This window comes from Paenibacillus tundrae, assembly GCF_030812775.1.
Classification (GTDB): Bacteria; Bacillota; Bacilli; order Paenibacillales; family Paenibacillaceae; genus Paenibacillus; species Paenibacillus tundrae_A.
This window is the reverse complement of the sequence record NZ_JAUSTI010000007.1, coordinates 286,248-300,542: the sequence shown is the minus strand read 5'-3', so window position 1 is coordinate 300,542 and position 14,295 is coordinate 286,248. Positions and strand designations below refer to the sequence as shown.

At 45.5% G+C, this 14,295-nt stretch carries 10 protein-coding genes; 8 read left to right on the top strand and 2 right to left on the bottom strand.

Annotated elements, in window-relative coordinates; translation table 11 throughout:
* The first annotated feature begins 189 nt into the window (after positions 1 to 189).
* Positions 190 to 5,394: a S8 family serine peptidase gene (locus J2T19_RS15050; RefSeq protein ID WP_307217043.1), complete on the top strand. Its 5,205-nt coding sequence runs from the start codon at positions 190 to 192 to the stop codon at positions 5,392 to 5,394.
* Between the two features lie 293 nt (positions 5,395 to 5,687).
* Positions 5,688 to 6,434 (top strand): FadR/GntR family transcriptional regulator, encoded by a 747-nt coding sequence (locus tag J2T19_RS15045; RefSeq protein ID WP_307217041.1) that lies wholly within the window; start codon positions 5,688 to 5,690, stop codon positions 6,432 to 6,434.
* Positions 6,435 to 6,665: 231 nt separating this feature from the next.
* Here J2T19_RS15045 and J2T19_RS15040 read toward each other — a convergent pair whose 3' ends face one another.
* Together J2T19_RS15040 and J2T19_RS15035 are read right to left on the bottom strand one after the other, a co-directional pair.
* Complete coding sequence (locus J2T19_RS15040; RefSeq protein ID WP_307217039.1) at positions 6,666 to 7,385, bottom strand: phosphotransferase; 720 nt, start codon at positions 7,383 to 7,385, stop codon at positions 6,666 to 6,668.
* Positions 7,386 to 7,567: 182 nt separating this feature from the next.
* Positions 7,568 to 9,007: a DHA2 family efflux MFS transporter permease subunit gene (locus J2T19_RS15035; RefSeq protein ID WP_307217130.1), complete on the bottom strand. Its 1,440-nt coding sequence runs from the start codon at positions 9,005 to 9,007 to the stop codon at positions 7,568 to 7,570.
* Between the two features lie 280 nt (positions 9,008 to 9,287).
* Here J2T19_RS15035 and J2T19_RS15030 point away from each other — a divergent pair, with 280 nt between their 5' ends.
* The 6 genes from J2T19_RS15030 (at position 9,288) to J2T19_RS15005 (ending at position 14,226) form a co-directional block, all read left to right on the top strand.
* On the top strand, positions 9,288 to 9,902 hold the full coding sequence (locus tag J2T19_RS15030) for a TetR/AcrR family transcriptional regulator (protein WP_307217127.1): 615 nt from the start codon (positions 9,288 to 9,290) through the stop codon (positions 9,900 to 9,902).
* 38 nt (positions 9,903 to 9,940) lie between these two features.
* Positions 9,941 to 11,074, top strand: a complete 1,134-nt coding sequence (locus J2T19_RS15025; protein ID WP_307217036.1) for an NAD(P)/FAD-dependent oxidoreductase — start codon at positions 9,941 to 9,943, stop codon at positions 11,072 to 11,074.
* 44 nt (positions 11,075 to 11,118) lie between these two features.
* Positions 11,119 to 11,406, top strand: a complete 288-nt coding sequence (locus J2T19_RS15020) for a hypothetical protein (protein WP_307217034.1) — start codon at positions 11,119 to 11,121, stop codon at positions 11,404 to 11,406.
* 79 nt (positions 11,407 to 11,485) lie between these two features.
* A complete protein-coding gene (locus tag J2T19_RS15015; protein ID WP_307217032.1) occupies positions 11,486 to 12,034 on the top strand; it encodes a GNAT family N-acetyltransferase in 549 nt (182 codons plus the stop codon).
* 99 nt (positions 12,035 to 12,133) lie between these two features.
* Complete coding sequence (locus J2T19_RS15010; RefSeq protein ID WP_307217030.1) at positions 12,134 to 12,505, top strand: hypothetical protein; 372 nt, start codon at positions 12,134 to 12,136, stop codon at positions 12,503 to 12,505.
* A gap of 2 nt (positions 12,506 to 12,507) precedes the next feature.
* Positions 12,508 to 14,226: an ABC transporter ATP-binding protein gene (locus tag J2T19_RS15005; RefSeq protein WP_307217027.1), complete on the top strand. Its 1,719-nt coding sequence runs from the start codon at positions 12,508 to 12,510 to the stop codon at positions 14,224 to 14,226.
* Positions 14,227 to 14,295 lie beyond the last annotated feature (69 nt).

Sequence of the window (14,295 nt, the reverse complement as noted above, 5' to 3'; positions counted from 1 at the left end):
GATGTAAACCAATCCATTCTGATCACTATAGAAGTTTCCTGTTAGGGAGGTGAGGCTTAGCGTAGTCCAATAAACTTCGTAATATTTCATATGTGGAGTTTTTTTCAAACTGTTGTACCGTTTTATGACACGGCGATGAGCTACGTGCTTCGCTAGATTCCAAAAACCGGGTAAAGGGAGTGGAAAAGTTTGATAAAAGCAAAACGGTTACGTAAGCCCCTCTCATTAGGGTTATCGCTTCTTCTTGCACTAACGATCGTTCAACCGGTTTCGGCTGACAATACCTCATCCCAGAAGATTGACATGAAGTCTGGCGCAGCTAAGGTTACGACGTCCAAAGTTAATGCGAAGTTGAGCACACAGTTTGAGAACAAGGATTATGTTACTTATTTAGTCAAAATGAAAGAGCAAGTTGATACGACGAAGGTCTCTCAACAGGCGATGGAGCAGGCTACTATTCAGAAGATGACCGCTTCGGCAACAAAGCTATCGGTTCGAACTTCTGTAGTGGGTTCTTTGCGGGAGACTGCTTCACGCACACAATATAATCTGGAACGTTTACTAGAAGAAGAGCTTGAGCTAGGCAAAGTAAAAGAATACAAGAGCTATTTTATCGTAAATTCTCTTGTAGTCACGAGTACCAAGGACGTCATGGAGCAGATTGCCCTTCATTCAGAAGTGGATAAGATTCTTCCGAATGAGGAGCGTTTCCTCCAGAAAGTAGAAATCAACAAAGAACAGGCGAATGAAGCGGAGAAAGCCAAAGAAGACGCCAAATCCACAGCAGCAACAACTGAAAATGTAGAATGGAATATCGATTATATCAATGCACCAGCAGTCTGGGAAAAGGGGATCGACGGGACAGGTATAGTTGTTGCGAACTTGGATAGTGGCGTTGATTACACCCATCCAGCGCTTCGTAACCAATGGAGAGGTATCGATGCTTCAGGCAATATTGTGAATCCTGAGCTTAGCTGGTATGACCCGCACAGCCGTGCATCTCTTCCAGCCGATGGTGACGGTCATGGAACGCACACGATGGGTACGATGGTTGGTGCGGAAGCAGATGGTTCCAATCAGATCGGTGTTGCTCCCGGTGCAAAATGGATCGGGGTTCGTATTTTCAATCCAAGCACTACGGATGCCATCATCTTAGACGGCGGACAGTGGTTGCTTGCACCAGTCGATGCTGAAGGGAATCTTCATCCGGAGCTTGCACCGGACGTAGTGAACAATTCATGGGGCGGCGGCCCAGGACTAGACGAGTGGTTCCGTCCAATGGTACAAGCTTGGCGTGACGCTCAGATTTTCCCTGAGTTCTCTGCAGGTAACGTTAACTTAACGAATCCGGGTGGTCCTGGTTCGGTTGCGAACCCAGCCAACTATCCAGAGAGCTTTGCAACAGGGGCGACAGATATCAACGGTAATCTGGGCTCGTTCTCCCTTCTAGGTCCCTCTCCATATGATGAGATTAAACCGGATGTTGCTGCTCCTGGTGTTAACATTCGTTCCGCCATTCCTGGCGGGGGATATGAGGGAGGCTGGGACGGTACGTCCATGGCTGGACCACATACGACAGCACTTGCAGCGCTGTTGCTCCAAGCCAATCATTCTCTGAATGTAGATCAGCTTGAGCAGATTATTATGGATACGGCGACACCCGCAACAGATCAACGATACCCGACCTCACCTAATAACGGGTATGGACACGGAATTATTAATGCTTTGGATGCGGTAGGATCTGTTGTTGAAGGCATCGGTACAGTCTCTGGCCGAGTCGTTACCGCTGGAGATGATCTGGAGGAGCCTGTATTGGAGCATACACCTGTCAACTCAGCTTTCTCAGGAATCGACGTTCCACTCACCGCTCATGTTACAGATAATGTGGCTGTGCTGTCGGTTGAGGCTTTCGCTAGAACGAAAGGAACGGACACCTATGTGTATTTGCCGATGCAACGAATTACTGGAGATAGTAAGGACGGCACATATTCCGCAACGATACCTTCATTTTTAGTGGAGTCACCTGGGCTAGAATATTATATTCGAGTTAACGATTATGGCAATAACGGCTTTGACAGTAAAGTGTATGATGTTGCTGTGTCGAATGGCGTTCAACCAGGATACATTCAAGATTTTGAGGAAAATGATCTCGGATTCACTTCCGGAGGGCCTGGAAATACGTGGGCATGGGGATCACCAATCAGCGGTCCCAAACAGGCATACTCGGGTGATAAGCTGATCGCATCTAATTTGGAAGGTACTTATGCAGCGAATAGTAATGCTTATTTGCTCGCACCGCCCATTGATCTGACCGAAAGCCCAGAAGGGGCTATTCTATCCTTCAAGCATTGGTTCGATCTAGAGAATAACATTGATTTTGGTAAGGTATACATCGCAACAGAAGATCGTGATTTTGCTTTTGAAGAGATACTCAGTTTCACAGGAGCTGGGGGAGATTGGAAAACGCAATTTGTGGATCTAAGAGAATATGCAGGGCAACAGGTATTTATCAAGTTTAATCTGACAAGTGATAATTCGATTCAAAAAGCAGGCTGGTACATCGATGACTTCTCCGTCCAAGCACCAGATGATATTGCTCCTGCAGCACCAAGTGCTTTGTCTGCAACGAAAGACATGTTAGGCAATGTAACCTTGTCTTGGACGGGGCCAGAGGATGAAGATCTGAAGTCTTATGTAGTCTATCGTTCATCTAGCTCTGGTGAAGATTACGAGGCAATCGGCGATACAACGGCAACAACATTTATAGACACCGCGACCGTAACAGATACAACGTATTATTACACCGTTGCGGCGCTAGATTACAGTGGGAATGAAAGTGATAAATCCAATGAAGCATCCGTGACTGTCGAAGTGCCGGAAGATATCTACAGCGATTCGTTTGATGGTGATTCGGATAACGGATGGACACATGCAGGAACCAAGGATGAGTGGGAACGTGGAGTCCCGGTTAATGGCCCTGCAAGTGCTGTATCTGCACCGAATGTGTGGGCAACCGATCTGGATAGTACGTATGAGAACGGTTCGAACTACGCTCTCGTATCTCCAGTTGTTGACCTGACAGAGCTTCCTGAAGCTACGCTGACATTTAACCACTGGTATGAGATTGAGGGTGGTTACGATTATGGTTACGTTGAAGCAACAACGGATGGTGGTGCAACATGGTCTGAGCTCGGGAAATTTTCACACAATACAATTGGCAAGCAATGGACACCGGTATTTTATGATCTGCATGCCTTCACCGGCCATGAAGCTCAAATCCGATTCCGTTTAACCTCGGACAATAGTGTTGTGAAGCAAGGCTGGTACATTGATGATTTTCGCATTCTGGGTGTTGCAACTGCTACGGTAACGGATGACCATGCTGTTGTGCTCAGTGGTGACAAGCCAAAACCCGTTTACGACAATCCATGGTACAAGGTCACACGTACAGACAAATATGAATTTAATAAAACAAAGCAAGAAGCGCCTAAACAAGAACAGCCGCAAGATGGTTCCGTTTCACCACTAAGCTTGCCTGCGAGTGCTACGGTTACCGTACTGGAGACGGGACGTTCTGTGAAAACAGATTCGGCGACTGGCAGATACAGCTTCACCCATGTCGCAGGTGAATACACCTTGAAAGCAGAGGCGTATGGATATTATCCACGCACTGAAAGAGTTACGATTACAGATGGTGGAGGTGCGAAAGCTAACTTCAATCTGGAGGCGATACCTCATGGAGAAATTCAAGGTGTTGTAACAGATGAACGCTCAGGTAAACCGATTGCTGGAGCAACGGTTCTTGTTCTCGAAGACGCTCAGGTCGGGGCAATTCGTACCGGTACGGACGGTAGCTTTGTGCTTGAAGTCCTAGAGGGAACCTATACGTTGTCCGTAGTTGCAACGGATTATTACAGTAAAAAGGTGAACGTAACCGTGCCTGGCAATGGGTCAGTGCAATCCAATGTTACGCTGAAACCTTTTATCGGATTCCCTGGAGAAATTGCTTATGATGATGGAACAGCTGAAAATGCGAGAGCTTTTGTGGCAGCGAATAACGCCTGGGCTGTGCGCATGACACCAGACTTAGCTGCGGCTCAGCTTACGGGTGCTTCCTTCCGATTCTGGAATACAGAATGGCCGCTACCAGGTGGGACAGCATTCCAGTACGCTGTGTACGATGCGAGCGGTGCGGCTGGTGCACCTGGACGATTGCTTGCAGGGCCTTTCGATGGAACAGCACTGCGCAATGATCAGTGGACAACCGTAGAATTCCCTGAATCAGTGGTCGTAGAAGGCGACTTCTATATCGTGTATGTTCAGACAACCGAAGGCACACAAGCGCCTGGACTGGCGACTGACGAAACGGGGACTAATGCTGGTCGCAGTTGGCAGCGAGTGAATGGAAACTGGACTACAGCACCTGCCGAAGAAGGTAATTATATGATTCGTGCAATTGTTAAATATCCAGTCAATGCTCCTGTCATCACGACTTCAGTGAAAGGAACGTATACGAATAAAACGAAAATTACTGTTAACGGCACTTCCCCAGCTTCTGGAGCAGAGGCTCGTATCTACAATGGCGGAAAAGCTGCAGGTAAGGCTCAGGTGGTGAATGGTAAATTCACGCTGGAAGTGAACCTTCAGCCAGGAGTGAATGCACTCACGGCAGAGGTGATCGTGAACGGCAAAGCAACTGATCGCTCTCTTCCAGTTGTCGTTATCTTGGACAAGACAGCACCAGTATTAAACATCCTTACACCTGAAGAGGGAAGTCGCACAAACGCTGAAGTCGTTCATGTTACAGGCAATGTGGTGGAAGCATTCCTGGATACGGTAACCGTGAATGGACAGAAGGTTGTCATTGGCCAAGATCGAAGCTTCAGTCACCGGGTACTTGTGAATGAAGGCAAGAATACGATTACCATTACAGCCAAAGACCTTGCCGGAAATATAACCACGATTACTCGAATCGTACAAGTGGAGACTGTGTTGCCAGAAATAACGAATATAACGCCGGCTGAAGATGTTCGCATTACCTCTGGCGAGAGTGTCACTGTTTCGTTTGAGAGTGCACCGAATTTGCAGGCTTCGTTCCGAATTGAATTGCCGCTCGATCTGCAAGCAAGAGCAGGAATTCCATTGACGGAAAGCTCTCCGGGGCATTATACAGGAACGTATACGACACCTGAATCCTTGGTTCTAGATGGTGGAGTTATCGTGATCAAAGTTCGTGATGCTGCAGGAAATGAAACTGAGATTGAAGCAGCTGGACGTTTGTACGTTTCAGCACCTAACGCTGTCGAATCACCATCCGAAATTCCTGACACACCAGCAGCAGAGGACGTGGACTCGCCCACAGATGTCGAAATTGATGCTGAACCGACCACATAATACGATTGGAGTTTAACGTGTAAACGCAATGAATTGCCCCAATCCTTTCTTAATAAGAAGGGAGAGGGGCTTTTTCTTTTGTGTTTAAGTGTATATATTCCATGAAAGAATTACGGTTGAATGTCACGATAAGGAATATCGCCTAAAGAAGTGCCGGAGACTTTTATTGAGATGTATTTATCGTCTAGATAAATTTTGAAAAAAACGATTGCATATCAGTTTACTCGGAATTATATTAAGAGTATATGTTTAATGGTATAAGGTTTAGACAATAGATCAATCGGAGGGTGCATATGCTTAACCAACAGACTTTCCAATTTGAGAAAGTTTCCGCAATAAAGGTTAGTGAATTTATTAGGGAGCAGTTGGAGGAAGCCATAATACTCAAGGAAATGTTGAGTGAGGATCAGCTCCCTTCCGAAAGAGAGTTAGCTGAAATTTTCAATGCCAGCCGAATTACAGTGCGTGAAGCACTGTCTGTCCTGGAAGCCAAAGGCTTAATCGAGAAGCGTGTGGGAGCCAAGGGAGGCACGTTTATCCTTCCGATCACAGCCAATGCATATAAGCGAACCAAGGAAGAGATTATGCGGGACTGGGATCAAATGTTACATGTGTTCGAATATCGTACGATTGTTGAGCCAGAAGGTGCTTTTCTGGCTGCTGAGCGGATCACCGCAGGCGAGCTGGAGTTGCTTGAACGCTATATTGAGCAGAGTGTACAGCCAGATTGCTCGCGGGAATGGTTCCGGGCGCTTGATGTTAAGTTCCATCTGACCATCGCAAAAGCATCGGGGAATCCTTATGTGGAGTCAGCGGTAAGACAGATTCGAACCAAGATCAATCCAGCACTGGATCTCATGCCTTATAACGAACATGTTCGATCTCTTAATCAGGGTGTACATAGAGAGATTTTGGAGGCTTTGAAGGCTCATGATCCTGCTAGATCACGCGATACGTTGAAAAAGCATATCGCTTTCTCTGCAGATGCTATTTACTCTCGGCTGGTTTCACCGGAACAACAAGAAGGGAATGAGCAATAATGCAACATACCGATTTATATCAACTTGCACAAGAACTTCAGCCTCGTTTGATAGATTGGCGGAGGAATTTTCATCGTTATCCGGAGATTGGTATGTTAAGAGCCACGGAATCGCGGCTCTTTTTTTGTGCTGTTTGTTATTAGAAAATAAGCATTGTATTAAATTGTCGGTATGTAAACGACAAAGTGGTGCCGATAGCCATAGCGCCATAGCCGAAACGAAATAAGGAGCCTAATCCGAAAGTGCCCGCATGATATTGGATTTCGCCTCTGCCGCAATCGCCTCATTCCCATCATCAACCGCTTGCATTAAGATCAGTATGGGGATGTATACCGCGATCAGCCGCGCCAGCAGCTTCGTTTCCTCGTCCGCTCCTCCGTACGTTTCGAAAAACACTCCGCGAGCGTAAGGTGGTAAAAAGCTATAAGCAACGCTCAAATCGCAAGCCGGATGACCTATGCTCAGATCGCCCCAATCAATGATGCCGGAAACGATCCCGTTCTCATTCACAAGCATATTTTTGAAATGAAGATCGCCATGTAGAACTGCATAGACTCCCTCGATACGCTCCTTCTGCAGCCTGCCAATATACGCTTCGATCACACCGGACTCCTCCGGCGACAAGTGTTCAACCAGCTTCGATAGATAGCCCTCCAATTTCAATTTGCGCGATGCTATGTCCGTCAAGTTTCGATGATCTTGTTGAACTCCGCACTTCAGCGCCGCCTGCACCGGAAACTCATGCAATCTCCGCAAAAATTTCGCCAGCGTCTCTGCCGATAAAGCCCGGCGTTCTTCCGTCAAACCGATTGGGAAATCTCCTGGCACGTAGGCATATCCAAGAAATGGTACCGGGTATTCGTCGCTTCCTTCGCCATAAAACAACGGTTTCGGATAGGGGATGGTTATATATGCCTCCAGCTTCGGCAGCAGCTTCCCTATTCCACTCATTAAAAATAAGTTTACACCCTAGCGTTGAGGACTCCTGTCATGAAGATAAGATGATATATCAACAAAAGAAGCGACGGAGTGAATGCATATGACATTCTGCCCCGTCGCTTTTCCTATACACTACTATTTAATAGTGTGGTTGTCATAAATGCATACATATGAATCAATAATCTAACTATCCATTAGTTCGGATTCACGGAAACTTTCTTCCCAACAGCACGTTGAGGTTCTTCTTCTGTAGCGGGTTTGGTTCGTTTGATGAAGAAGGATAACAATAGTCCGATGACAGAGATACCAATAATGACAACATATGCGTCATTGATCCCTTGAATCATGGATTGTGTCATTAACTGTTGCTGAGTAACACCCTGCGCTGTACCTGTAGCCAACGTATCTTGCAGATGAGTTGCAGTGCGGGTTGTCATGACACTTACGAGCACGGATGTACCCACAGCACCAGCTACCTGTCTTACTGTGTTGGAGATCGCCGTACCGTGTGCGCCCAGTTTAGCAGGTAGTTGATTCAAACCAGCAGTTTGAATCGGCATGAGGAGTAGCGCCATCCCAATCCGACGTCCAGTGGACATCAATAACAAGTAGGTGTAGCTTGTTGAATCTGACAAATCAATAAATCCAATCGTAGTTACGATCGTTATGATCATTCCGATGATTGCCAGCCATTTGGCACCGAATCGGTCGAACAATCTACCCGTTACTGGCATGAGGAAACCCATGACAAGCGCTCCGGGAAGTAACAACAACCCTGACTCCAGTGCCGTGTACCCACGGGCATTTTGCAGATAGAGCGGAAGCAGCATCATGTCCGCGTACATGACCATCGTAATTGCAATACTAATGATCGTGGTTAAAGAGAACATATTATACTTAAATGCACGAAGATCAAGCAGTGGAGCTGCCGAGCTTAGCTGTCTCCATGTGAAGAGACCAAGTGCAATAATGCCTATGATTAGAAAAGTTATAACTTCCACGCTGGACCAGCCTGCACTTCCTGCACGGCTGAACCCATACAGCAATGCGCCGAATCCAACAGTGGATAAAATAACGCTGAGCATATCGAGCTTGGTCTCGACTCGCTCTGATACATTCTTGAGGTATATAAATCCACAGACAATTACAATTAAAGTCAATGGGATCATGCCGTAGAACATCGTTTCCCAGGTGTAGTTCTCTAGAATATAACCAGCGAGCGTAGGGCCGATTGCGGGAGCAAATATGATAGCGAATCCGACCATTCCCATCGCCGCGCCTCGTTTATCAGGAGGGAATAACGTCAAGATGACATTCATTAATAGTGGCATAATAATACCGGCACCAGCAGCTTGTATCATTCGTCCAGTTAACAATGTACCAAAGTTCGTCGCAATAGCTGATACTATGGTACCTAACAGGAAAATGAACATGGAGGCTTGAAATAACTGCCTTGTGGAAAAGCGTTGCATAAAATAGGCTGTAATTGGGATGAGTACGCCATTCACCAACATATAACCTGTTGTTAACCATTGAGCTGTAGCAGCAGTGATATTAAAATCACCCATCAGCTCAGGTACAGCTACACTCATGACTGTCTGATTCAAGGTAGCGAGAAATGCACCCAAAATCATTACGAACAGTATAGGTCCCTTTCGCACGCTATCTTTTTCTCTAATCTGACTCAAACTATTCAATCCTTTCAATCAGCACATCGACTAAATTTACAATGTGTTGTATAGTTTACATTGTATTTATTGAATTATATACATATTCACACAGATTACAATTTACGAATTGGGTCATAACCGTTGCTTATTTTACATAACGCGTATATCTGTTGTGTATTCCGAACATAAACGACTCATTATTTTAAATTGTAATGTTAAAAAATTGAAGGAGATGAAGATGATGATGAGACAAGACAAAAAGTCGTCTACACCTACAGATCCTCGTATTCTGAGAACGAGACAGCTCATTCGCGAGGCCTTTGTTGATTTGCTGCAAGAGATGGATATTGAGAAGTTATCTGTTAACCGCATAGCGGAACGAGCAACCATTAACCGGGTAACCTTTTATCTTCATTATCGTGATATCACAGATATGATGGAGAAGATGGCTGACGAGATGATTGAACAGATTGAAGGAATCGTTCAAGATCACGGTGCTTTATTTGAGAATGAAGCAAATGAGGATGAGCCTTGGCCGGTGCTCGTCAAATTGCTTGAGCATTTTGCCGAGAATTCGAAATTTTATAAAGTGGTGCTTGCTTCCAAGCGAACACCGATCTTTACCGAAGGGTTATTGAAATTGTTAAGCAAACTGGTTACAGCCAAAATCGAAAAAATGGAAAGCCATAGCCCGCTTTTTAATGTAGGCATCCATAAGGAAATTGCCATTTGGTATGGGTCATCTGCGTTGATTGGTACAATTGTTGCGTGGCTTCGTTCAGATATGCCGTATTCGCCGCATTTTCTAGCGAAGCAATTCTCGCTAATTCGATCGCATAGCTACAAGGATTTAATATAGTTATAATGAGTGAAGTGATCTAGGAAGGGAATGTAATAATGAAGAAAGTTATCGTAGTAGGTTCAGGCATACTTGGCGCAGCGACTGCTTATCAATTGGCTAAATTAGGAGCAGACGTACATATCGTTGATCGAAAGGATGCAGGCCAAGCAACGGATGCCGCTGCGGGTATCATCTGTCCTTGGTTATCCCAACGGCGTAATCAAGCTTGGTACCAGCTTGCCAAGGCTGGAGCTCGTTTTTATCCAGGGTTAATTGAAGATTTAGAACGTGAAGGGGAAACAGAAACGGGCTATGCGAGAGTTGGCGCTCTCAGCATCCATCGGGATATAGAGAAAATTTACAAGATGGAAGAACGGGCACAGCAGCGGAAGGTAGACGCACCAGAGATTGGAGATATCATTCGAATGGATGAGGCAGAGACTCTTGCGAACTTTCCGCTGCTCGAACAAGGCTATCATTCTCTATATATTAGCGGAGCTGCTCGAATTGATGGACGTGCACTGCGTGATGCATTGATTCGATCTGCACAGAGACACGGCGCAGTTCTAATTGAAGGAGATGCATCTCTCTTATATGAGGAAACACGTGTAAGCGGCGTACATGTAAACGGACAAAATCTAAAAGCCGATACGGTCGTTGTCTGTGCAGGCGCATGGGCGCAATCGATATTAAGACCATTGGGCATGGAATTTAAAGTTAGCTTCCAGAAGGCGCAGATTATGCATCTACAGGTTGCGGATCATCATGATGCGGGCAAATGGCCTGTTGTCATGCCGCCTACGGATCAATATTTGCTTACATTTGACCATCAGAAAGTTGTTATTGGTGCTACACATGAGAACGAAATTGTAGGATACGATACAAGAGTAACACCAGGTGGGATGCAGGAAATTTTACACAAAGGGCTAGAACTGGCACCTGGGCTAGCAGATAGCACCTTTGATGAAGTGCGTGTAGGCTTCAGACCATTCACGCCGGGATTCCTTCCCGTGCTTGGTGAAGTCCCTGGATGGTCGGGCATGATCGCAGCCAATGGGCTTGGCGCATCGGGACTAACTATGGGGCCATTCATCGGCAATCAATTAGCCAAATTAGCACTGGATATGGAGCTGGACATCGATATTGAGCCTTATAGGCTTGAACATGCAGTGGAGTCTATTTCATCATAAGATGAGACTTTTCAATCGTCATGAACTGTGAAATGAGGTGAACTATGACGTATTCACAGCGAGCCACTCACACCGCTGCTTCGTCGGATATAACTTATTTGGAATACCAGATTGGTCAGACGGAGGAGCATCTGAAGGAAGCCGAAGAAGTTATCGAGGTGAAAAAGCAACAACTCGAGCAGCATCGCTCCTCAACATCACAGGATCGAGAGGCGCACAAAGAAGTGGAAATCCAGCTAATAGATGATATTGCTCAGCAACAGACAGTGGTTGAAGTTATTCGTAAACGTTTGTCGGAGCTGGACGAGGAATTAACGTTGCTGGGTGATTAATTTGTAAGACTGGGAAAGTCGCCATCAGGCGACTTTTTCTTGTAATATGCTGACTTCAATGATGAAGAGGTGACTGGATATGAAGAGGTATGATGGGCAGCGAATCTACATTCGATTATTAAGTGTGGAAGATGCGCGAGATATGTTGAATTTACAGATAAAAAACCGGGAAGTCTTTAAAAAGATAACGGCTAGTGAACGAACAGAGGCTTTCTATACGTTGGAAGGTCAAGTAGCGCTATTGGAGAAGTGGGTTCAGGCTAGGGAGGATGGAACAAGATATTCCTTTGGTATTTTCCTTCGTTCCACGGACGAGCTCATTGGAGAAGTTTCCATGTTCGAAATAGAGCTGAACATGGCCAAAAAATGGATTGTGGGTTATGTTCTAGACCAACATCATAACGGTCATGGCTACATGAGCGAAGCATTGCAGCAGTTATTTGATTTTGCTTTGCACGAAGTAGGCATTGAGCGCCTGGAAGCAGGTGCATTACCAGACAATATAGGCTCGATCAAGGTTCTTGAGAAAGCAGGCTTCAGACAAACGGGGGTTCAATCCATCGTAGTCAACGGAATATTGAAAGAGCATGTGATGTATGTTATTAGATTAAAGTCAAATCAGGATTGAAATATATGGAATAGATGGGTTGACAGTCCCTTCCTGTTTGTATACGATTGTATACATTAACGCATGCGATTATATACATACCTAGAGGAGTGTTGTGAGATGAAAGATCGACGCAACGATGAACGAGGTAGAGAAGGGATCTTGAATGAGCGTTCTGGCCGTGGCAGGGGCGAAGGAGAACGTCATGGTGAACGGTCTGGACGTGGTGGAGGACATGGTAAGCCATTTGGTGGTCGAGGTGGCGGTGGTGCCCAAACGTTTCGCAGAGGTAGAGTCTTGCTGTTTCTTGAGCAAATGCAGAATCATCGGACTACACTGGCTAGACAACTGACACAAGAAGAGTTCGAGCATATTCGTCCTGTAATCAGCGGCGAGCTGAAGGCTATGGATCAGGTGATTGATGAGTATATTCATCTCTTCGAACTCGAAGAAGAACAGGCTAGTAACACTAAGGATTTGGAGAGTGACTAAGAATGATTCGTCGTTTTTTCTCGTATTACCGCCCGTATAAGAAATTGTTTATGATCGACTTTGGTTGTGCGGTCGTTGCGGGTCTACTCGAGCTAGCTTTTCCGCTAGCCGTGAGCAAATTTATTAATGATCTGTTGCCAGGACAGGATTGGCCTTTGATCTTACTTGCATCAGTCGCATTACTTGCGATTTACGCATTAAATACCGTCCTGAACTATGTTGTTACCTATTGGGGACATATGTTAGGAATTAATATTGAGACCAACATGCGAGCCAAAATGTTTGCTCATTTACAGAAGCTTTCCTTCCGTTTCTTCGATAATCGCAAGACAGGTCATCTCATTGGTCATCTCACGAACGATCTGAATGATATTGGGGAGGTTGCTCACCATGGCCCCGAAGATGTATTTATCGCAATTATGACGTTAATCGGCTCATTCTCACTTATGGCGTATATTAATCTGGAACTTGCGCTATTAACGTTTATTATTATCCCGTTCATGGGATGGATTATTATTGTATTTGGTGGACGTATGACGAAGACCTATCGACGCCTATTCGGTGATGTAGGTAATTTTAATGCTCGTATTGAAGATAACGTTGGTGGAATTCGTGTTGTACAATCCTTTGCCAATGAAGAGCATGAGAAGAAACTCTTTTCGGTAGATAACGAGAACTTCCGTAAGACCAAGCTGCTGGCGTACAAAACGATGGCAAAAAGCATTTCAGTGAGTTATATGCTGATGCGGCTGGTTACAGTGTTTGTCATGGTATGCGGTGCTTGGTTCTTCATTGAAGGCAAAATTGATATGGGTGAATTCATGGCATTCTTGTTGCTGTCGAATATATTCTTCCGTCCAATTGAGAAGATTAATGCTGTCATTGAAAGTTATCCGAAGGGCATAGCAGGATTCAAACGTTACTTGGAGATTATCGACACTGAACCCGAGATTGCAGATGCCAAAAATGCGGTCGAACTTACCAATGTCCGTGGTGATATTCGCTTCGAGCATGTTTCGTTTGGTTATGAGGACAGCCGCCGAATACTTAACGACATTAGCCTTACAGTCAAACCAGGAGAGACCGTTGCATTCGTTGGGCCTTCCGGTGCGGGGAAAACAACCATCTGTAGCTTGCTTCCACGTTTCTATGAAGTACAGGAAGGACGAATCACCGTAGATGGGATCGATATCCGAGAGGTGAAGTTGGAATCGTTACGCAGACAGATCGGGATTGTACAGCAAGATGTATTCCTTTTCTCAGGTACCATTAAGGAAAATATTGCGTACGGTGATCTATCTGCAACAGATGATCAGATCTGGGATGCAGCGCGTCGCGCTTCCTTGGAAGAACTCATTCGAAGTCTTCCGGATGGTATGGACACCGTCATTGGTGAGCGAGGAGTCAAGCTGTCGGGAGGACAGAAACAACGTCTGTCTATCGCGCGTATGTTCTTGAAGAATCCACCGATTCTTATTTTGGACGAAGCAACTTCTGCACTAGATACGGAGACGGAAGCGTTGATCCAGAAATCTTTAGCTGAGCTGTCAGTAGGCAGAACAACCCTTGTTATTGCACATCGATTGACCACGATTCAAAATGCGGATCGCATCATCGTTGTGAACGAAGACGGGATCGCTGAGCAGGGGAGTCATCAGGAGCTTGTTGCAGCCGGAGGCATTTACAGTCGGTTACACCAAGTGCAATATAGCCATTCATAAGGTTGAGCTTGAGTACAAATGGTATGAGTAAAATAATCTGAGTTGATATGAATGTGTGAATATATGCAT

Bases quoted from the DNA above. Each gene is read 5' to 3' on its own strand.
- J2T19_RS15045 (WP_307217041.1), top strand. From the start codon at position 5,688: ATGCTTAACCAACAGACTTTCCAATTTGAGAAAGTTTCCGCAATAAAG.
- J2T19_RS15040 (WP_307217039.1), bottom strand. From the start codon at position 7,385: ATGAGTGGAATAGGGAAGCTGCTGCCGAAGCTGGAGGCATATATAACC.
- J2T19_RS15035 (WP_307217130.1), bottom strand. From the start codon at position 9,007: ATGATTTTGGGTGCATTTCTCGCTACCTTGAATCAGACAGTCATGAGT.
- J2T19_RS15030 (WP_307217127.1), top strand. From the start codon at position 9,288: ATGAGACAAGACAAAAAGTCGTCTACACCTACAGATCCTCGTATTCTG.
- J2T19_RS15025 (WP_307217036.1), top strand. From the start codon at position 9,941: ATGAAGAAAGTTATCGTAGTAGGTTCAGGCATACTTGGCGCAGCGACT.
- J2T19_RS15020 (WP_307217034.1), top strand. From the start codon at position 11,119: ATGACGTATTCACAGCGAGCCACTCACACCGCTGCTTCGTCGGATATA.
- J2T19_RS15015 (WP_307217032.1), top strand. From the start codon at position 11,486: ATGAAGAGGTATGATGGGCAGCGAATCTACATTCGATTATTAAGTGTG.
- J2T19_RS15010 (WP_307217030.1), top strand. From the start codon at position 12,134: ATGAAAGATCGACGCAACGATGAACGAGGTAGAGAAGGGATCTTGAAT.
- J2T19_RS15005 (WP_307217027.1), top strand. From the start codon at position 12,508: ATGATTCGTCGTTTTTTCTCGTATTACCGCCCGTATAAGAAATTGTTT.